The 20,743-nt window shown below is 45.3% G+C and carries 15 protein-coding genes and 5 tRNA genes; 8 read left to right on the plus strand and 12 right to left on the minus strand.

What is annotated here, in order from left to right:
• Window positions 1-66 precede the first annotated feature (66 nt).
• The 5 genes from ACMXYN_RS02250 to serB all read left to right on the plus strand — a co-directional run bounded on the left by ACMXYN_RS02250 (window position 67) and on the right by serB (window position 8,133).
• On the plus strand, window positions 67-1,941 hold the full coding sequence (locus tag ACMXYN_RS02250; protein ID WP_415893310.1) for an efflux RND transporter periplasmic adaptor subunit: 1,875 nt from the start codon (window positions 67-69) through the stop codon (window positions 1,939-1,941).
• A gap of 11 nt (window positions 1,942-1,952) precedes the next feature.
• Window positions 1,953-4,094: an efflux RND transporter periplasmic adaptor subunit gene (locus ACMXYN_RS02255; protein WP_415893311.1), complete on the plus strand. Its 2,142-nt coding sequence runs from the start codon at window positions 1,953-1,955 to the stop codon at window positions 4,092-4,094.
• Entirely contained in the window at window positions 4,087-6,075 is a 1,989-nt protein-coding gene (locus tag ACMXYN_RS02260; RefSeq protein WP_415893312.1) for a preprotein translocase subunit SecA, read from the plus strand. The genes ACMXYN_RS02255 and ACMXYN_RS02260 overlap by 8 nt, the downstream gene beginning before the upstream one ends.
• A gap of 10 nt (window positions 6,076-6,085) precedes the next feature.
• On the plus strand, window positions 6,086-6,841 hold the full coding sequence (locus ACMXYN_RS02265) for an efflux RND transporter periplasmic adaptor subunit (protein ID WP_415893314.1): 756 nt from the start codon (window positions 6,086-6,088) through the stop codon (window positions 6,839-6,841).
• A 71-nt stretch (window positions 6,842-6,912) separates the two neighbouring features.
• The gene (gene serB, locus ACMXYN_RS02270; protein ID WP_415893315.1) at window positions 6,913-8,133 is read left to right on the plus strand and encodes a phosphoserine phosphatase SerB; all 1,221 of its coding nucleotides are present in this window, start codon (window positions 6,913-6,915) and stop codon (window positions 8,131-8,133) included.
• 35 nt (window positions 8,134-8,168) lie between these two features.
• Here serB and ACMXYN_RS02275 read toward each other — a convergent pair whose 3' ends face one another.
• From ACMXYN_RS02275 to ACMXYN_RS02330, 12 genes are all read right to left on the minus strand, one after another.
• Window positions 8,169-10,310 carry an EAL domain-containing protein gene (locus ACMXYN_RS02275; RefSeq protein ID WP_415893317.1) on the minus strand — a complete coding sequence of 714 codons (2,142 nt, stop codon included), beginning with the start codon at window positions 10,308-10,310 and terminating at the stop codon, window positions 8,169-8,171.
• 314 nt (window positions 10,311-10,624) lie between these two features.
• Window positions 10,625-10,699, minus strand: a tRNA-Gln gene (locus ACMXYN_RS02280).
• Window positions 10,700-10,732: 33 nt separating this feature from the next.
• Window positions 10,733-10,809: transfer RNA gene (locus ACMXYN_RS02285), tRNA-Met, on the minus strand.
• Window positions 10,810-10,842: 33 nt separating this feature from the next.
• Window positions 10,843-10,917 (minus strand) — tRNA-Gln (locus ACMXYN_RS02290).
• 15 nt (window positions 10,918-10,932) lie between these two features.
• Window positions 10,933-11,009: transfer RNA gene (locus ACMXYN_RS02295), tRNA-Met, on the minus strand.
• Window positions 11,010-11,138: 129 nt separating this feature from the next.
• Window positions 11,139-12,230, minus strand: a complete 1,092-nt coding sequence (ychF, locus tag ACMXYN_RS02300) for a redox-regulated ATPase YchF (protein WP_415883372.1) — start codon at window positions 12,228-12,230, stop codon at window positions 11,139-11,141.
• Window positions 12,231-12,250: 20 nt separating this feature from the next.
• Window positions 12,251-12,841, minus strand: a complete 591-nt coding sequence (gene pth, locus ACMXYN_RS02305) for an aminoacyl-tRNA hydrolase (protein WP_415893319.1) — start codon at window positions 12,839-12,841, stop codon at window positions 12,251-12,253.
• A gap of 18 nt (window positions 12,842-12,859) precedes the next feature.
• Window positions 12,860-13,450, minus strand: a complete 591-nt coding sequence (locus ACMXYN_RS02310; RefSeq protein WP_415893320.1) for a 50S ribosomal protein L25/general stress protein Ctc — start codon at window positions 13,448-13,450, stop codon at window positions 12,860-12,862.
• 117 nt (window positions 13,451-13,567) lie between these two features.
• The gene (locus ACMXYN_RS02315; RefSeq protein WP_415883375.1) at window positions 13,568-14,509 is read right to left on the minus strand and encodes a ribose-phosphate pyrophosphokinase; all 942 of its coding nucleotides are present in this window, start codon (window positions 14,507-14,509) and stop codon (window positions 13,568-13,570) included.
• 64 nt (window positions 14,510-14,573) lie between these two features.
• Window positions 14,574-14,648 (minus strand) — tRNA-Gln (locus tag ACMXYN_RS02320).
• A 177-nt stretch (window positions 14,649-14,825) separates the two neighbouring features.
• Window positions 14,826-15,413, minus strand: a complete 588-nt coding sequence (gene lolB / locus ACMXYN_RS02325) for a lipoprotein insertase outer membrane protein LolB (protein ID WP_415893321.1) — start codon at window positions 15,411-15,413, stop codon at window positions 14,826-14,828.
• 9 nt (window positions 15,414-15,422) lie between these two features.
• On the minus strand, window positions 15,423-17,120 hold the full coding sequence (locus ACMXYN_RS02330; protein ID WP_415893322.1) for a tetratricopeptide repeat protein: 1,698 nt from the start codon (window positions 17,118-17,120) through the stop codon (window positions 15,423-15,425).
• Between the two features lie 375 nt (window positions 17,121-17,495).
• Here ACMXYN_RS02330 and hemA point away from each other — a divergent pair, with 375 nt between their 5' ends.
• Genes hemA through prmC form a run of 3 tightly spaced genes read left to right on the plus strand, consistent with a single transcriptional unit; the run spans window position 17,496 to window position 20,742 of the window.
• Window positions 17,496-18,767, plus strand: a complete 1,272-nt coding sequence (hemA, locus tag ACMXYN_RS02335) for a glutamyl-tRNA reductase (protein ID WP_415893323.1) — start codon at window positions 17,496-17,498, stop codon at window positions 18,765-18,767.
• Window positions 18,767-19,855, plus strand: coding sequence for a peptide chain release factor 1 (gene prfA, locus ACMXYN_RS02340; RefSeq protein WP_415893324.1), 1,089 nt, complete (start codon window positions 18,767-18,769; stop codon window positions 19,853-19,855). The genes hemA and prfA overlap by 1 nt, the downstream gene beginning before the upstream one ends.
• Before the next feature lie 44 nt (window positions 19,856-19,899).
• Window positions 19,900-20,742 (plus strand): peptide chain release factor N(5)-glutamine methyltransferase, encoded by an 843-nt coding sequence (gene prmC, locus ACMXYN_RS02345; protein WP_415893325.1) that lies wholly within the window; start codon window positions 19,900-19,902, stop codon window positions 20,740-20,742.
• Window position 20,743 lies beyond the last annotated feature (1 nt).

A 20,743-nucleotide genomic window follows, 5' to 3' on the forward strand; every position in this document is an offset into this window, starting at 1 on the left:
ATCAGGGGCTGCTGCAGCTTATCTGCATGCAGCCCTTTTCGTTTTTAGTAACAGGCCTGCTCAGCCATGGATAATCAGTCAGACACAAAACATCCACAAGATTCTTCTAGTTCGCTAGAAACGTCGCAAAGTACATCCGTTACATTGGATGCCTATTCGCAACAATCCGACAGTTTTTATCAGGATTGGTTGGATTCTCAGTGTTCCTTAATTGATGGGGCACAATCTGCTTTAGTTCTAGCGCCATTAGATGAAGGTGATAATACCTACCACCCTATGGCTCTCTGGCCTCAGGATTCAGGAGTACTAACGGATCTGCATGGATTAGCAGAAGAGATTATTACTAATCGTTCAGCACTCGTAACCGCTCTACCTGCTAGCGTTCCTGGGCATGAAATTTTTGCGATTGGCTATCCAATTATTTTAGATGATGAGCTGATTGCAGTGGCGACCGTTGCTGTCGCAGTATCATCGGAGCAGCAACTAAAACGAGCGATGCAGCTTTTGGAACTTGGTGGTTCGGCTTTAGAAGCTTTGAAGCTACGTTTGGAAAAGAAACAGCGCTCAACCAAAGATGCTAGTTTAGAAAGAAGTATCGATTTCTTAGCCAGTGTTCAATCCGAACCTGATTACGCTAGCTCAGCAATGCGTTTGGTGACTGAGCTAGCAGTTATGCTGAACTGTGATCGAGTGTCTTTAGGTAACTATCAAAAAGGCCACTCCAAGGTATTACATCTATCTCATAGCACTCAATTTGGTAAGCGGATGAACTTAATTCGCTGTATTGAAGAGGTGATGGATGAGGCGATAGACCAACAGCAGTCCGTGGTATATCCAAACCCAGACTTAGAAAGTAGTTCGGTTGTGATTGCACATTCAAAACTTTCTCAGCAGCAGGGGGATGCGGTTGTACTCAGCGTGCCTCTACATGTGGCGAACAATATTGTTGGCGCGCTGACCTTTGAAAGAAACCCCGATATTCCATTTACCGAGCAGGACGTGGCTCTGTGCGAGAGTATTGCTGCGTTGGTGATTCCGGCTTTAGAGGACAAGCGCCTGAATGATAGAGCGCTGTTACTGAAAGTTTGGGACTCTGGAAAAACTCAATTTTCTCGGCTGTTTGGTGCAGGATACTTAGGCCGTAAGTTACTCTTTATTCTAAGTGCGGTTTTGATCATCTTCTTCTCTGTTGCTCAAGGTAGTTACCGCTTGTCAGCAGATGCAAAGTTGGATAGTTATATTCAGCGGGTTATCGCAGCGCCTTATGATGGTTATATTCACTCAGCCGTTCATCGAGCAGGAGATGTGGTTAAGAAAGACCAGATGTTAGTGCAGCTGGATGATCGAGACTTACATCTAGAGCGCCTTAAATGGCTAAGTGAAGAAGCAAAGCTAAAACGACAGTATCAAGAAGCTTTAGCGTTCCATGATCGCGCTAAGCTCAATATTATCAACGCGCAGCAAACTCAGATTAAAGCCCAATTAGATCTGGTAAATAGCCAATTGGAGCGCGCTAAGCTCCTGTCACCATTTGATGGTCTGATTGTCAGTGGTGATCTCAGTCAGAGGTTAGGTGGGGCCGTTCAGAAAGGTGAAGTGCTTTTTGAAGTTTCACCACTGCATTTTTACCGTATTAATCTATTGGTGAAAGAGAGCCGCATTGCTGATGTCCTTATCGGCCAAGAGGGCACATTGCACCTATCTGCTTTGCCTGAAACGCCATTTGAATTTGTAGTGACGAAGATTACGCCCCTAACTGAAGCCAAAGATGGAGCGACGTTCTTTGTCGTAGAAGCATCGTTACAAGGTGAATCTCTGCAGTTGCAACCAGGTATGGAAGGTGTGGGCAAAATCTACATCGATGAGCGTAACTTGTTGTCAATTTGGACTCGAGAGATGCAGGAATGGATGCGTCTTAAAGTCTGGTCTTGGTGGGGCTAGCGGGAGGCATAGTGTCTGTTTCTCTGTTTAGTGCCTCATGGTACCGCGTAGCCGAACTTAAGATCCGTATGCGTAAGCATGCGGATATTCATCGGCATCAGTACCGAGGTAAAACGTGGTATGTGCTTCAAGACCATGTGACGGGTCAGTTCCAACGTTTCTCTCCTGAAGCTTACCAAATCATCGGTTTGATGGATGGCCGAAGAACGTTGCAACAGATCTGGGATGTGGCGTGTAAACGCTTAGGCGATGGCATGCCTACTCAGGATGAAGTCATTCAGTTGGTGGCGCAGCTCAACCGTGCGAATGTTATTCAATCCGATATTCTGCCTGATATTGAAGAGTTGCAGGTTCGCAGACGAGAGCAAGCACAGAAGAAGATTATCCAGCAGCTAAAATCCCCATTGAGTGTCCGTATCCCCATGATGGACCCAGAGGGATTCTTGTCCTCAACCATGTGGTTGGTTCGGCCATTTTATTCTTGGTTTGGTTTATTTCTTTGGGCTGCGATCGTGTTGTTTGGTTTAACGCTCTCGATTGTCCATTGGGGGGCGCTAACCGAGAATATTAGTGACCGAGTCTTAGCGGTCGAAAATCTTTTGCTGATTGCCTTGGTATATCCCTTTGTAAAAGTGATTCATGAACTTGGTCATGCCTACGCTGTGAAACGTTGGGGAGGCGAAGTGCATGAGGTGGGGGTGATGCTACTGGTGCTGTTCCCCGTACCTTATGTGGATGCCAGTGCAGCAACTGCATTTAGGAATAAATATCAGCGTATGCTGGTGGGCGCGATCGGTATTATGGTCGAGTTGATGGTTGCTGCAATAGCAATGATGGTATGGGTTTTGGCCGAACCGGGTATGGTTCGAGCGGTCGCGTTTAATACCATGCTGATCGGCGGATTTTCTACTTTGCTCTTTAACGGTAATCCACTACTTCGATTTGATGCTTACTACGTGCTTGCTGATTTTTTGGAAATACCTAATTTAGCGTCTAGAGGTAACAGCCAGGTAGCATATCTAACCAAAAAGTACCTTTATGGCGTCAAGAAACTCACTGCACCTGCTAACTCAACCAGTGAAGGGGCTTGGCTAGCTTGCTATGCTTCTGCTGCATACATTTACCGATTGTTTGTTATGGTTGCGATTGCCTTGTTTGTTGCGACGCAATACTTTGTGATTGGTAGCCTTCTCGCGTTTTGGTCAATTTGGGCAACCCTGCTTATGCCAGTACTTAAAACAATTATCAAACCTGCAACGGATCCTGAACTAAGAAGTAAGAAGGGACGAGTGCTTACCATTTCTACGCTGATTATCGCTACGGTGGTCGCGTTGATAGGCTTTTTACCTATGCCATATAAAACGCAGACCGAAGGTGTTTTATGGGTTCCTCAGGACGCTTATGTGCGCTCGCAAGTTTCAGGCTTTATCGAATCTTTAGAGGTGCCTTCAGGAAAACCTGTGGTCGCAGGGCAGTTGTTGCTTAAGCTCTCAGCCCCTGATCTTGAAGCTAAAGTAGACGTGCTTAAGGCTCAGATAGCTGAAGCTGAAATTAGACTGGAAGCGAGCCTAAGAGACCGCGCGGCCAGTGAAATTTTACGAGAAGAATTGCGGTTTATTCAGCGCGAATATCAAAGGGCGCTAGAACGCCTTAAAGGTGTGAATCTCTATAGCTCTGCTTCTGGAGAATTTGTTGTCCCCGATGCTCATCGAATTTTGGGGCGATATGTCCACCGTGGTGAGTTGATTGGATATGTCGTGGATTATAACCAGCTCTCCTTAGTTGCGATGGTTTCTGAGGATGAGATAGATCAGGTGCGCACCCAGAACCGTTCAGTTGAGCTGCGATTCGCCTCTAATCCAAATGAAACCTATAAAGGTGAAATTGTTCGAGCACTACCTGCTACAACTCAGCAACTGCCGAGTAAGGTGTTAAGTACTGATGGTGGTGGAAGAATCGCACCTGACCCGAAAAGTGGAGATGGTTTGAAGAGTTTTCGTAGCCATTTTCGGATCGACTTATCTGTCATGGATGCGCCAAAGAATCGCTATGATGAGCGCGTCTATGTGCTTATAGAGCATGACCCCGAACCTCTGATCTATCGTTGGTATCGTGCGGTAAGGCGTGTGTTCTTGAGGCAGTTTGATGTATAAACGGCCTCAGCGACTGCCGCAAACTGTATTAGAGCGTCCTCAGCTTTATATTCACAAACAGGATCGCATGGAGCGCTGGTCGCATCGCCTCTCTGCTTATCTGAATCGTCCGTTTAGAGCGTCCCTTAAGGCTTATAAGCGCTTTTTGCCGTCCCTACATAGAGAAGCTCTAAAGCTTGAAGTCCTATCCGATGAGCAGTTAGATATTCATATTGCTGAGATTAGGCAGGCTTTGTTTCAACAGGGCATAACGTCTGCACTAATGGTTAAAAGTTTTGCCTTGGTGCGTGAGGTTGCGGGTAGAACCCTGGGTATGAAACATTTTGACAGCCAGTTACTTGGCGGATTAGCGATGTTTCACGGCAATATTGCAGAGATGCAAACGGGAGAGGGTAAGACCCTGACCGCCACACTTTCTGCAGCGACAGCGGCTTTTGCTGGGGTGCCTGTCCATGTAGTGACTGTTAACGATTATCTTACTGCTCGTGATGCTGAGGAAATGATGCCAATTTATAGCCGGTTGGGTCTTGATGTTGGCGTTATTGTCCATGGTCTTTCTCCCATGGAGAGGCGTGATATCTATGCTAAAGATGTCGTTTACTGTACCAACAAAGAGTTGGTGTTCGATTACCTTAAAGACAGCATCGCTCTAGAGGGCAAGCAGCATAAGCTTAATTTGCACGCCGAACGTTTAAAGGGCAATCAACAGATGCTCGATGGCTTGATGCTTCGTGGGCTTCATTTTGCCATTGTCGATGAAGCTGACAGTGTTTTATTAGATGAAGCTAGAACGCCGCTGATTATTTCAGGCCCTGAGATTGAGCAAGAGGAACAGCAAGAGGTCTATCAGCAAGCGATGGCAATCGCTTCTGAACTGGAGCTAGATAAGCATTACGAGGTCAACCTCAGAGAGCGACGTGTTGCTTTTACTGATGATGGTGAAATGCATGTGCTGCAGTTAACTGATGGACTGGGGCCTTTTTGGGTAGGGCGAGTACGTTGTCTTGAATTAGTTTTTCAGGCACTAACGGCATTGCATCTGTTTATTCGTGATAAACATTATCTCGTTAAAGACGGCAAAATTCTTATTGTTGATGAGCATACCGGCCGTGTGATGGAAGATCGAAGTTGGGAACGAGGGTTGCACCAACTGATCGAAATTAAAGAGGACTGTGAACTCAGTAATCCTCGGGAGACGCTAGCGCGAATCAGTTTTCAGAACTTCTTCCGTTTTTATCATCATCTCGGTGGTATGACTGGTACTGCAAAAGAGGTGGCCTCAGAGTTATGGCAAGTTTATGGCTTGCCTGTGGTATTTATCCCAACCAATAAACCAAGCCGTAGAAAGAAACTCGGAGCAAATGTCTACATAGACGAGAGTGATAAGTGGCACAAGGTTGCCGAACAGATCAAAGTTCTACACAAAGCACAGCGCCCCTCACTGGTTGGGACACACTCCGTCGCTGCTTCGGAATTACTAAGCCAAAGTCTGCAGGCGATGGATGTGCAGCATCAGTTATTAAATGCTAAACAAGATCAGTTAGAAGCCGAAATAGTTGCGAATGCGGGTGATCCAGGTTGTGTTACTATTGCGACCAATATGGCTGGGCGTGGTACCGATATAAAGCTAAATGATGAAGTCGAGTCAGCGGGTGGGCTACATGTGATTTTAACCGAGTTACATGAAGCGTCACGAATCGACCGACAGTTAGAAGGGCGCTGTGCGCGTCAGGGCGATCAGGGGAGCTTTGAAGTTATCTTGTCTTTAGATGACTCGATATTGTCTGAGCAGTTCTCTAATTATTTAAAGCGCGTCTTTAAATGGCCGTTTCCAAAAGGGTTTAAAAACTGGCTGCTGTTGAAATTAATGCGCAGGGCCCAAAAGCAACTAGAAGCAGATCATGCACGTATGCGTGCGGATTTGTTAAAGCAAGATGAACGTCAGCGCGAAATATTGTCTTTTACTAGCAGCAAAGTTTAGGTTTTTTGATATGAAATACATTTCTCCACTATTGGTACTACTTCTCGGTGTTTCGCCGTTGGTCAGTGCGGTTGAACATAATCAATTAAGCGATGGCCAATTGAGCTGTTTGTTAGAGCCGAGTAAAGAGATTGAACTGAGTAGTGAAGTATCAGGCGTTATTAGCGAATTGAGTTTAGGTCGTGGTGATAAAGTCAAAAAAGACCAAGTCGTTATGAAACTTAACTCTCGCCTAGAGCGAGCTGCTCTAGCGACAGCCCGAGCGCGCGTAGATTTTGCTAAGCGTAAAGTTAAACGTAATGAGGTCTTGTACAAAAAAGGCCTATTGTCTGATCATGAACGCGATGAAATGCTAACAGAGCAGCGTTTGGCTGAGCTTACAGCTAGCGAATCTTATGTGCGTTTATCCCTACGCCAAACAAAAAGTCCAATCAATGGCGTTGTGGTTGAACGTTTACTCGAACCTGGTGAGCTTGTTGATGACCAGCCGTTCTTAAAAATTGTATCACTTGATCCTCTTCACGCAGAAGTGATTATGCGTTCGCAATATTATGGTCAAATCGAAAAAGGCATGCCTATCACTTTGTATGCTGAAGGGCGCCCAGAACAGGCTTATGAAGGTAAAGTTAATCGAGTCGACCCGCTTATTGATGCTGCAAGTAGTACGTTTGCTATTAGTGTGGAAATACCGAATAAAGATCAATTACTGCCTGCTGGTTTGAAATGTAGGGTTGAGTTTAGTCCAGTCCAACCTGCTTCTGAGTGATAATGAATAGGCCCTGTAATCTGGCTTTGTTATAATCGCCAACAATTAAAGATTCCTTTGGAACCCTTTCGATGAAAGAGATTATTTTGCTCAATATTTCCGGTGAAGATAAGCCGGGAGTGACTTCAGCGATCACAAATATTTTGGCGCAGTTCGAGATCAATATTTTGGATATTGGTCAGGCGGTGATCCACGATACCTTGTCTTTAGGTATCTTGATTGAAGTACCTAAATCGGCTGAATCCTCGCCACTGCTAAGAGATATTCTATTTAAAGCGCATGAGCTGAATATGAACATCCGTTTCCAGCCTGTGGAAGAAGGGAACTATGAACAGTGGGTTGAAGGGCAGGGTAAATCTCGTCACATTATTACGCTACTGTCTCGTAAATTAAGCTCTAAGCATATTGCGCGTGTGACCGAGATTGCAGCGAGCCATGGGCTTAATATCGACAATATCAATCGTCTCTCAGGTCGAATCAGTTTGGATGAAACCTCTGACCAGACTAAAGCATGCGTGGAATTTTCGGTACGTGGCGCGCCTGCTGATGCTGAGAAACTTAAAGCTGAGTTCCTTCATACTGCAAGCGACTTAGATGTGGATATCGCTTTCCAAGAAGACAATATCTACCGCCGTAATCGCCGTTTAGTTGTATTCGATATGGACTCTACGCTGATTGAAGCAGAAGTGATTGATGAGCTAGCTAAAGAAGCAGGCGTGGGGGACCAGGTATCAGAGATCACTGAAGCGGCCATGCGTGGCGAGATCGATTTTAACGAAAGCTTTAAGCGTCGCATGGCTCTACTGAAAGGCTTGGATGTATCGGTTTTAGATCAAATTGCAGAGCGTTTACCTATGACCGAAGGTGCGGAAGAGTTGGTGTCTAACTTGAAAGCACTTGGTTTTAAAACGGCTATCTTATCGGGCGGTTTTAACTACTTTGCTTCCCATCTGCAAAAGAAACTTGGCTTTGATTATGTCTATGCCAACGAGCTTGATATCGATGCTGATGGCAAAGTCACAGGTGAAGTTAAAGGCACAGTTGTAAATGGTGAACGTAAAGCCGAATTGTTACGCGAAATCGCTGAGAAAGAAGGCGTTAGCCTAGAGCAGACGATTGCCGTTGGGGATGGCGCTAATGACCTTCCAATGCTCTCGATTGCAGGATTAGGCATTGCATTCCGCGCTAAGCCTTTGGTTCGTGAAAGTGCGAAACAGGCCATCTCTACTTTAGGTCTGGATGGCATCTTGTATCTGATTGGTTTTAGAGACCGAGATACAGTGAAAAAGTAAGAGCATAAAAAAGCCGCTGTTTAGCGGCTTTTTTATTATTCGGCAAAGAAATCGTAATCCATCTTTTCTCTTGGGGGCTGTAGATAGTAGCCCTGGACATAGTCGATCCCTGCTTTCCATAGGTTTGCCATCGTCTTGGTATTCTCTACAAGTGGAGCAATAGAGATTTTATCGAGGCTGCTTAATTGCTGCACCATACTAAAGAACTCTTCATCATTTTCTTGGTCAGCTCCTAATTCAGAAATATAGGCGCCGTCCAGTTTGATATAGTCGGAATGAAGCGTAGATAGAACATTTTGAGAATTAGGTACGCTGCCAAAGTGCTTGATGCAAATGCGACTATGAATACGGGTTAGCTTTTCTACGAAGCTTTGAGCCTGTTTAGGGGCGATGGATATATCTGATTCACTGATCTGGAAGACAAGCCTTTCCGCAGGGATGTTATTCTTTCGTAGCACTCCTGAAAGCCAAGTTAATAGCTTTTGATCACCTAATGCATGGGCCGATATATTAATGAAGATAACATTCTTATGTTCTTGATTTAGCGTTTTCTTAAGCTGTTTCAAACAATTCTCAATGACCCATCGATCAACTTTAACCGCAGTTTCTGCATCGCTTATAGCGTTCATGAAATCATTAGGAGATAGTTCATCCTCATCATCATTCACTAAGCGTAACAATGCTTCATAGTGATGATGTGTTTGATCATCTGCGGTTAGATTTACGATTGGCTGGAATAATAGTTTGAACTGATTGTTATCAACAGCTTTTCTTAGCTGATCAAACTCATCTTCTTCCTGCTCGGATAATGCAGCCTCTGGAATATGAATGCGTACGCCATCTCCTTGCGGAGTATCTTCACGTAAATTGCATATGGCGGTTTTCGCTCGGTTGAGTAATTCAATCGGTGGAGGTGTGCTGTCGGTAATTGCTACCAAGCCAATAGAGCAGGTTGATTGTACATCGACACCTGCGATGCTCGAGCGAACATTTGCAAGTTTTGCACGTAACTGTTCAGCAAAGCTTTCAGCAGTTTTTATATTAGGGTCGTTAAAGATAATGACAAACGCATTTTCAGCAGGGTGGGTTAGTAAATGCGCTTTATTTACCTTCTTACTCAGAAGAGCAGAGATATCCCGAATAAGCTGGTCGCTACCTTCATGACTAAATTTGTTTTTAATCTGATCGAGTTGGTCTAACTCTATATACATCAAGCAGCGGTCGTTACCACCGCGCAATGCCTTTTGGGTCACCTGTTCCAGTTGTTTATGCAGATAATCTTTATTGAATAAACCGGAGACGAAATCGAGGTCTTCACTCAATAGATTGTGATGGCTGTTCTCATCAAGGTGGAACAAGATGCGGGTAATGACTGAGCCGTTATAGTCTGAGCGTGAAAGCTCCATATTTGCGGTGAATTCGGAATGATCACTACGTTGTGCTGATAGCTGTAGAATCAAATCACCGCTATTGCCCTCTTCAAGAGAGTTAAGTTGTTCGGTGAACTCAGGGCGGTCATCAAACGTAAAGAAATCCACCAGTGGCTTATTCATAGCCTTTTTCTGCGAATCTATACCGAACTGTTCAAGGAAACTGTCATTACAGTAAATAATTTTTTGATGGTCGCAGCATACGATTGGGTTACGAGAACTATCCATTAACTGTTGTGAGCGTTTTTCTGCTTCGGCCAAGGCGGCTTCAGCTTTACGTAAACGTCTACGGTAATCGAGCTGATCCAGTTCTCTGCGTACATTGATTAGAACAAGTTCTTTCTCATCTAAGGGAACGACAGCTTGTATGTGACTCTTTAGCCCTTGTAACAGCAATTGGCTGTCTGAGCTTGGGATTATCTGTATTACAGGTATATCTTTATCTAAGCGCTTTAGGTGGCTTATAGCGAGCTTTGAGGTGAACTCACCTCGATCGATAGTGCAAAGAATAAGGTCCCATGAGCGTTCACCTAGCGCGTCTAGAAACTCTTGCTCGGTATTAACCTGTTTGCCGCGAGGAGATATGCGTGAAGTTCTAAGAAGTGTAATCAGGGGAGCGGTTTCTTCGGCGCTCAGGCCAAGAAATAAAAGCTGAACATTTTTTCTCAGGCGTTGTTTACGAGTCTGCTGCCCAGTACCGTATTTTTCTAAAAGGGCGTTTCCGTCAATATCAATAACTTCAGACATGCCTGAATGATCTCCTGCTCGCTAAATCCTTATAGACAGAGAATATATTAATTCAATTGAATGTATAACTTAAATATTGCATTAGTTTTTGTTTGATATCACTGAAGTGTTAAACAGATGCAGAGTGTTAATTATAGAAGATAAAAATCAGCAGAATGAAGAGGTCAAAAAATTAAAATAGCAGACGAGATATTGCTGATTGTAGTTTTTGACTAACGAATGATCGTTATACGGATATTGTATCGAGGTGGATGTGGCTAGGTCGGAATTGACCTGTCATTAAGGTAAGCTATTACTAAAGTGCAAGAAGAAAGTGGCTGGGGTAGGAGGATTCGAACCTCCGCATGACGAGATCAAAACCCGTTGCCTTACCGCTTGGCGATACCCCAACTAAGATTTGAGCACACTTTCTTTTTAGAGCATGGTGGCAATAGCGGGACTCGAACCTGCGACCCTCGCATTATGAATGCGATGCTCTAACCAACTGAGCTATATTGCCACTCAGATTAACTCGGAGAGTTAAGCTCAATAGTGGCTGGGGTAGGAGGATTCGAACCTCCGCATGACGAGATCAAAACCCGTTGCCTTACCGCTTGGCGATACCCCAGCATAGACTGAAACATGGTGGCAATAGCGGGACTCGAACCTGCGACCCTCGCATTATGAATGCGATGCTCTAACCAACTGAGCTATATTGCCACGTCTCAGAGGCGCGCATTATTCTACTTTCGGGCGGGGGTGTCAATAGATTACTGCATGAAATTTCAGGAATTTTTGAATAAAAAAAACCGGCTAGAAAAGCCGGTTTTTTTTTGTACAGTTGTCTGCTTAAACGTTGAAGCGGAAATGTACTACATCGCCGTCTTGAACGATGTAATCTTTACCCTCAAGTCTCCAACGGCCTGCGTCTTTTGCGCCATTTTCGCCGTCGTGCTCAACAAAATCGTCGTAGCTTACAACTTCAGCACGGATAAAGCCTTTCTCGAAGTCTGTGTGGATAACACCAGCTGCTTGTGGAGCTGTTGCCCCTACCTTAACGGTCCAAGCACGAACTTCCTGCACGCCAGCAGTAAAGTAGGTTTGTAGGCCTAGCAATTCATAACCTGCGCGGATAACGCGGTCTAAACCGGGCTCTTCCATACCTAAGTCAGCTAGGAACTCATCGCGCTCTTCATCATCTAGTTCAGATATCTCAGCTTCTAGCTTGTTGCATACCACTACTACACCGGCATTTTCCGATGCTGCTAGCTCTTTAACTGTATCTAGGTGAGCGTTGTCTTCAAAACCATCTTCATCAACGTTTGCAATGTACATTGTTGGTTTCACGGTAAGAAGGTGGAAGCCTTTAACGATTTTCATCTCATCTTCATCAAGACCTAAACCACGAACTGGTTTGCCTTCTTCTAGATGAGGGATCACTCGTTCAAGCATCGCTTTTTGAGCAACTGCTTCTTTATCGCCGCCTTTTGCTAGCTTCTGGATACGCTGAAGCTGTTTTTCACAGGATTCTAAATCGGCAAGTGCTAGCTCAAGGTTGATTGTTTCGATATCAGATAGCGGATCAATCTTGTTGGCAACGTGGATTACGTTTTCATCTTCGAAGCAACGTACAACGTGTGCAATTGCGTCTGTTTCGCGGATGTTTGCTAAGAACTTATTACCAAGGCCTTCGCCTTTAGACGCGCCAGCAACAAGACCTGCAATATCTACGAACTCCATCGCTGTTGGAATTGTACGTTCTGGATTCACAATCGCTGTAAGCTTGTCTAAACGCGGGTCAGGCATAGATACTGTGCCTGCATTTGGCTCGATAGTGCAGAATGGGAAGTTTTCTGCTGCAATGCCATTTTTAGTTAGCGCATTGAAAAGAGTAGATTTACCTACATTTGGTAGGCCTACAATACCGCATTTAAAACCCATGATTGAATCCTGTAAATGATCTAGCTGGCTGAAAAACTGTGTAACTGGTTCATTGCTTTGTTCCAGTCACCGGCAATTGCGTGCTCCAGATAGCGTTCAGCTTCATCGATAGCTGCCATTGTGGCATCACGTTCTTTGGCTGGAGCTTTTTTCAGAACAAAACCGCTTACTTGGCTGCTGTGACCTGGATGGCCAATACCAAGGCGTAAACGGTAGAAATTTTTGTTGTTACCTAGTTTGCTGATGATATCGCGCAAACCATTATGACCACCATGACCGCCACCTTGCTTAAATTTCGCAATACCTGGTGGAATATCGAGTTCATCATGAGCGACTAAAATCGCTTCTGGTGGAATTTTGTAGAAGCTTGCCAGTGCTGCAACAGCCTGGCCACTCAGATTCATAAACGTGGTTGGAACCAAAAGATGAATCACTTGGTTACCAATCTGAGCTTTAGAGTAGAGCCCGTGGTACTTCTTTTCGGGCTTTAGGGGAGCGAGATGTCGAGCAGCAAGCTGCTCGACAAACTCAGCACCAGCATTGTGACGGGTTTGCGCATACTTATCGCCTGGATTACCCAGGCCAACGATGAGCTGGATCTTGTCTTTCATGCTGGTTGCTTATACCAATTACTTGCTGCCGCGAGGCGCGTATACGTAACCGATACCCTGATCGTGGTCACCGCCACGACGTAGAGAAACAATCTCAACGCCTTCAGGAAGAGTGATATCAGATAGGTGAAGAACCTGATCAGAATCACATGCAGAAAGGTCAACAACCAGAGTTTCTGGAAGGTTAGCTGGTAGGCATAGAACTTCTACAGTGTTTTTCTCAGCTGCGAATTTGCACGCTGCTTTAGAAGCAGGAGACTTTTCGAAACCAGAGAATGCAACAGGAACAGTGATCTTGATCTTGTTGGATTTAGTAATGCGCTGGAAGTCAGCGTGCAGTACAACTGGCTTAGCAGGGTGACGCTGTAGATCTTTTATGATCACTTGCTCTTCTTTACCGTCCAAAGACAGAGTCAGGATAGATGAGAAGAAAGCGTCGTCTTCTAGCATTTTAACTAGTTCGTTGTTAGGAACAGAGATAGAAGCAGGCTTCTTACGCTTGTCACCACCAAAAACGATACCAGGAACTAGACCTTCGCGACGTAGGCGGCGGCTCGCACCTTTCCCTTCGTCAGCACGTGCTACTGCATTAACTACAAAGTTAGACATTTTTAATACCTTTAAATAAATAAGCTGCAAAACCTTGCGACCAGGCTTTGCAGCAATCACCCGAGGGTGGAAAAACTTACTCGTAATTGAGTAAGTTGCTATATCAACGCGTCGTCCTTAACGGAACATCGCGCTGATGGATTCTTCATTGCATACACGGCGCACAGCTTCAGCTAGAAGCGGAGCTAGTGTTAGCTGACGAATTTTGTCGCACTTAGATGCGGATTCAGACAGTGGAATCGTATCTGTTACAACAAATTCATCTAGATCAGAATTAGTGATGTTACTTACTGCTGGGCCAGAAAGTACGGCGTGAGTCGCGTAAGCTACAACGCGTGCTGCACCGTTATCTTTAAGTGCCTTAGCAGCTTTACAAAGCGTGCCAGCAGTATCACACATGTCATCAACCAGTACGCAAGTACGGCCTTCAACATCACCAATGATATTCATTACTTGAGATTCGTTTGCACGCTCACGACGCTTGTCGATGATTGCTAGGTCACAATCAAGTTGCTTAGCAACTGCGCGGGCACGAACTACACCACCAACGTCCGGAGAAACAACTAAGATGTTGTCGTATTCCTGATCAACGATGTCGTCTAGTAGAACAGGTGAACCGTAAACGTTATCTACAGGTACAGAGAAGAAGCCCTGAATCTGGTCAGCGTGTAGGTCAACTGTCAGTACGCGGTCGATGCCGATAGCATCCATCATATCTGCAACTACTTTTGCAGTGATAGGTACACGAGCAGAGCGTGGACGTCGATCCTGACGTGCATAGCCGAAGTAAGGTACAACAGCTGTGATACGTGAAGCAGAAGCGCGACGAAGAGCGTCGGCTAGTACAATCAGCTCCATCAAGTTGTCGTTAGTTGGCGCGCAAGTAGACTGGATAATAAATACGTCTTTACCACGTACGTTTTCCTGAATCTCAACGCTTACTTCGCCATCACTAAAACGACCAACATTCGCTTTACCCATAGGAATATCTAGGCGATCAACTACTTTTCTCGCCAGATCAGGGTTAGCGTTGCCGGTGAAGACCATCATCTTGGACACGGCGTGCACCTTTTCGATTGTAATTTGTTCGGAATCTATAGATCGGGAACCGTTCATAGGCATTTGGCTGGGGTAGGAGGATTCGAACCTCCGCATACTGGAATCAGAATCCAGTGCCTTACCGCTTGGCGATACCCCAACATTATTCCTCTTGGAGGACCGGCCTCCCGTTGAAAGAGGCGCAGATTATCCAAGACTCGTGGTTAAAAGTCAAACTAAAGCAGGGGGAGTAGCCACTAGGATTGAGAGCGTAAAAGCAGGCTTCCAGTGATGGCTAAATGAGATCGCGATTTAAAGTTGAGAGATTTTTCTGCTGCTACAGTTTGATCCAAGTTTTAATCACAATGGTGACTTTCAAATCACGGAACTGCAGACGCATTTTAGTAGGCAGCGCAGGTGTTTGTTGGTTATAGCGAAGATACTCAATTTTCCAATCTTGTTGGGTTAATTGTGCAAGTCTTTCATCGACGACTGTTTGGTCGTATTGTGAGTGAGGCGAAGGTAGCCCCCTGATCCACCAAAAAATATCACTAACAGGCAGTGCCCAACCCCATTGTTGATGGAGGATTTGTTCCGGATTAGTTCCGGTAAACGTTCCTTCGCCGGCAATATCAACGATGACTTCTTGTGGGTTTCCCGCAATAGATGCGCCACCTTGCCCCCAAGGCCCGCGGATATCTATCTGATAATCAGAACCTTCTTGCAGCCATTTTAAACTGGCTGATTGGCTGTCTTCAGGTGTGCGGATGCCTATCTTGCCGCTAGCTTCCCAATCAGAGATATCTTTAAGCAGACTTTGACGAGTTTCCCAAGAAATATCGTTCGGTGCTGGTAGCTGAGTTTTTTGTAAGCTACAGCCGGCTAAGAATAGGCACAGCAACGCCCCTAGGTACCTTTTTAACATCTGCTTTTACTACTCTGCGTTAATTAGCTGCGCTGCTTCTTCTAGGAAAGGGTCGCCAGGATTATCTTTTTGGCTTCTTTGGAGCAGTGAACGAGCTTTCTCTTTTTGATCTATAGCCCAATACACCTGAATGAGGTGACTGGAGACTTCAGGGTCGGAATATAAAGCATGAGCCTTTTCTAAATAAGTTACGGCTTCATGGTTCCTGCCCAATTTAAATAAAGCCCAACCCATGGAATCCAAAATAGCAGGGTCTTCAGGTTCTGTGGCTAATGCTGCTTGAATAAGCTTGTAGGCTTCTTCATAGCGCTCAGTATGTAGAAGTAGGGTGTAGCCTAAAGCATTCTGCACTGTAGCGTTGCCGGGTTCTAATTCTAATACTCGGCGTAAATCTTTTTCTGCCTGCGGGAAATCAGTGGATTCCACCATCATGGCGCGGGTGTATAGCAGTGCGGTGTTATCAACAAAGAGTACTAGCGCATCCTCTAATACAGTTAAGGCCTCCTCTTTCAAGTTATGGAGGTTTAGCCATTCCGCCTCTAATGTATAAATTGAAGCGGCTTGGTTGGGCATGCTGGCTCTGGCATCAGATAAAATCTGCTGTAGACGAGGTTTGTCTTCCACATCTTTAAGAAGCGAGCTTACTCGAGATAGGGATTGTAGAACGTTAGAGCCATTCTTTACAGAGCTGTAATGTTCAATCGCTTGATCACGCTTCTCTTCCGACTGAGCTATGTGGCCTAAATAAAAATGCGGTGAAGTGTCCTCAGGTTTCAGTTCAAGTAATCGCAAAAAGGCTGCTTTAGCATCCTGAGGTGCTTCATTCTCGAGCATCAATAGGGCTAAGTAGTAGGTTAACTGATGATCTTTTAAGTTGTTTTTTAGCAGTTCTTTTGCTTGAGAGACCGCTTGTTTAGATTGCTTATTTTGGAATAACAGCTGTGTGTAAAGAATATGAAGCTGACGGTTATTTGGCTGTTGTTCAAAAGCAGAGCGGATAAGCTTAAGTGCATCGTAAACTTTGTTTTGAGAGCGCAGCAGTTCTGCTTTTTGTATCAAGGCTTCTGGATTCTCGGGGTCAATCCTAAGGGCGCGGTTAAAAGAGGTGAGTGACGCCTGCTCGTTGTTATTAGCTCGATGCAACAGTGCTAGAGTCAGCTCCAGATCAGAGCGTGGATCGACAGCTTGACGATGTTTATTTAGCATCGTGATGTAGCCGGATAAAACTTTGGGGTCTATACGTTCGACTTGCCCACGAATCAAAGCCAAGGTGCGTAATGGATCGAACTCAAGGGCTTTCTTAACCAAAGGCAGTGCTTCGGTGTATTGGCCTTTATGTAGAAGCATATTCGCTTCAATTTGATACGGTTCTGGATTAGATGGCGCAATTTCGCGCCAAAGTCGGGATGCTTGAATTACTTTGTCAGGGTTTCTCAGGTATTGAGCAATTCGTGTGGCGCGTTCTGCAACGCCAGAGTCCTGACTTTTTTCAGCTTGTTTGAGGTAGTTCTCCAGGGCGACTGGGAAGAGCCTGCGTTGTCCTGCAATTTCAGCAAGTAATAAATCGTAAAGAGATTCTTGGTTGAACTCGCCGTCCACGTAATTGACTGGCTCGGAGATAACTTCTTGTGTCCGTTTCGTTGGGGTGCTTTGACAGCCTTGTAGTAAGGCGAAGACACAAGTTAAAACGATAAGTGATTTATTCATGTATACAGCCGTAATAGCCCCGACATCCCTGAATGATTTGGTCACTATAGTTGAATAAGCTGTAGCTTGTCAGCTACCGACCAAAGGTTTTAAAGAGAATAAGTGAACGATTTACAGATTCTTGCTGATCTGCACTGACTCTGCACTTAATTTAAAAGTTAGACCTAAGGCTCAGCGTTTTTGTTCGATTTATGCGGGTTTTGTCCAAAGATTTGTAATTAATCTGCTGTTTTTTGATCGAAGTTACCTAAATTGTTGCGCTGCCTTTTAACCTTTGTCGCAAAGCGTTGTATCATAGCGCGCTGATTTAGATCAGCTTCAGTTGATTTGTAGTGCCGTCTGCACGACGGTAGATTTTTTGGTATGGCGGATCGCATGGCGTTACTTGCATTAGGCATCAATCACAAAACGGCTTCGGTGGAGGTTCGTGAACGCGTGGCGTTTGCACCCGAGCTGCTTGCTGAGGCGATGAATGGTGCTGCCGAATTTGCTGATCTGAAAGAGATTGCCATCCTATCAACTTGTAACCGTACAGAGCTGTATTGCTCTTCTGCCATAGAAGGGTCGAGAGCCCTTTTGGAATGGCTAGGCGAGTACCACGATTTAGATCCTGATGAACTGCAACAATGTTCCTATGCCTTTTGGGGTGAGGATGCTGCGCGTCATATGATGCGTGTGGCGAGTGGTTTGGACTCTCTAGTATTGGGCGAGCCTCAGATACTAGGTCAGCTGAAGTCGGCTTACAGCCTTTCCCAAGAAAACGGCCATGTAGGTGCCGAGCTGGGACGCTTATTTCAGCAGACCTTCTCTGTAGCGAAACAGGTTCGTACAGATACAGCGATTGGTGAAAACCCGGTTTCAGTTGCTTATGCAGCGGTAAGCCTTGCTCAGCATATTTTCTCGGATATGCGAGAAAGCAAAGCGTTACTGATAGGTGCAGGTGAAACGATCGAGTTGGTAGCGCGCCACTTAGCGAATGCTGGCGTAAAAGATATCACGGTGGCGAACCGTACCCTTAACCGTGCTTTGGCATTGGCTGATGAGTTTGATGGTAAAGCGATCTTGTTGGGTGATATTCCAAATGCGCTTGCCGAGGCCGATATAGTGATTGCTTCTACTGCCAGCCAGTTGCCTATTCTAGGTAAAGGTGCGGTGGAGTCAGCACTTAAGCAGCGTAAGCATCGACCTATTTTTATGGTTGATATAGCTGTTCCGCGTGACATTGAAGCACAAGTTGCGGAACTGGATGATGTTTATCTGTATACAGTCGATGACCTTAAAGAGGTTATTGAAGAGAACCAACGTAGCCGTGAAGATGCCGCTCGGCAAGCAGAAGAAATTATAGAAACAGGCGCGCACGAGTTTATGCGCCAGTTGCGTTCACTGGAAGCGGTCGATGTATTAACGGCTTTCCGTGGTCAGGCAGAAAGTTTACGTGATCAAGAATTAGGGCGAGCGTTAAAACAGCTGGAAAATGGTAAGCCAGCTGAAGAAGTGTTAACCATGTTAGCGCGTAGCCTGACGAATAAAATGTTGCACCATCCAACAATTCAAATGCGTAAAGCTAGCGCTGAAGGGCGCAGTGAGTTACTGGACTTGGTGCAAGAGCTTCACCAATTGGGTGAACATGCTAAGAATGAGAAATAATGAAAGAATCTATTCTAAGTAAGCTGGAAAAGCTTAGCGATCGATACGAAGAGCTTGCAGCTCTGATGTCTGATCCAGAAATTATCTCAGATCAGGATAAGTTTCGTGATTATTCTAAGGAATACTCCGAACTAGAGCCTGTAGTACAGGCGTTTGCTGCTTTTAATCAAGCGCAGGAGGATCTTGAAGAAGCCGAGATGATGATGGCTGACAGTGATCCTGATATGCGAGAGATGGCAAAAGAGGAATATCCTGCCGTTAAAGAGCGTATCGAAAATCTTGAAGCTGAACTGCAGATTCTTTTATTACCTAAAGATCCAAATGATTCTCGCAACGTCTTTTTGGAAGTGCGTGCCGGAACTGGTGGTGATGAAGCGGCTATTTTTGCCGGTGACCTTTTCCGTATGTATTCTCGTTTTGCGGAAGTGCAGGGTTGGCGTGTAGAGGTTGTTAGCGTTAATGAAGGTGATCATGGCGGTTATAAAGAGGTTATCTCTCGTATCGTAGGTACCGATGTATATTCGAAGCTGAAATTCGAATCCGGTGCACACCGTGTACAACGTGTGCCAGAAACTGAGTCTCAAGGCCGTGTTCATACGTCAGCTTGTACCGTGGCAATTATGGCAGAGATGGATGAGTCCGCTGAGATTGAAATTAACAAAGCTGATCTACGTGTAGATACTTTCCGTGCATCGGGTGCGGGTGGTCAGCATGTCAACAAAACTGACTCTGCTATTCGACTAACTCACATTCCTACAGGTGTGGTAGTTGAGTGTCAGGAAGAGCGTTCACAGCACAAGAACCGTGCAAAAGCGATGTCGCTACTAGCGTCACGTTTGCAGGCGGCTGAAGATGAGCGTCAGGCGGCTGAAATGGCAAGTACGCGTAAAAGCCTAGTGGGTAGTGGTGACCGCTCTGAACGCATCCGCACCTATAATTATCCACAAGGTCGTGTCACGGATCACCGTATTAACCTAACGCTATATAAGCTGCAGGAAATTATTGGTGGTGAACTACAGCATGTGGTTGAGCCGCTCTTAAATGAGCACCAAGCAGAACAGCTTGGGGCGCTCTCCGACGAAAGTTAATAAAAAGGGCCTATATGGCCCTTTTTGATATGTATTAAACCTCTATGCAAATCAAACAAGCCGTACAATTAAGTAATCAACTCAGTGGTTTCAGTGAGTCAGCTCAATTAGATGTTGAGTTGATGCTATGTCATCTGCTCGATAAGCCGGGTAGCTATCTGTTTACTTGGCCTGAAAAAGAGTTAGATCCTAAGATTGTCGAGCAATTAGCAGTGATGATCGATCGGCGCCTCAAAGGCGAGCCTGTAGCACATATTATCGGTATGCGAGGGTTTTGGGATTTTGACTTGGAAGTTTCTCCCTATACTTTGATTCCTCGTCCGGATACCGAAGTGGTGGTCGAAAAGGCTTTGCAGTTATGCGCTAAAAAACAAGCACGCATTACTGATTTGGGCACGGGAACAGGCGCAATTGCTTTAGCGCTAGCTTATGAAAATCCAGAATGGACTGTGGTTGCATCAGACTTTGTGCCTGAGGCGGCACAATTGGCTGAGCGCAATAGAGCCCGATTGCAGCTTGAAAACGTAGAAGTGATACAGGGAAGTTGGTTTGAACCCCACCATGGTCATTACGATATGATCGTCAGTAATCCTCCTTATATCGATCCGGAAGACCCGCATCTAGAACAAGGTGACGTGAGGTTTGAACCGCTCTCAGCGCTTACGGCTGAAGATCATGGTATGGCAGATATAAAACATATATGTGAACAGGCGCGAAGTTACCTTGTTCCTGGTGGCCATCTGTTGTTTGAACATGGTTATGACCAAGGTCCTGTTTGCCGCGCCTTGTTGGACAGATTAGGGTATACAGAAATTGGTACTCAGCGCGATTATGGTGATAATGAGCGAGTAACCTTTGCATTATGGCCAGGTGAAACCTGCGCTTAAG

Origin of the sequence: Neptuniibacter sp. PT8_73 (assembly GCF_047778045.1) — a bacterium.
In the GTDB taxonomy this organism is placed as follows: Bacteria; Pseudomonadota; Gammaproteobacteria; order Pseudomonadales; family Balneatricaceae; genus Neptuniibacter.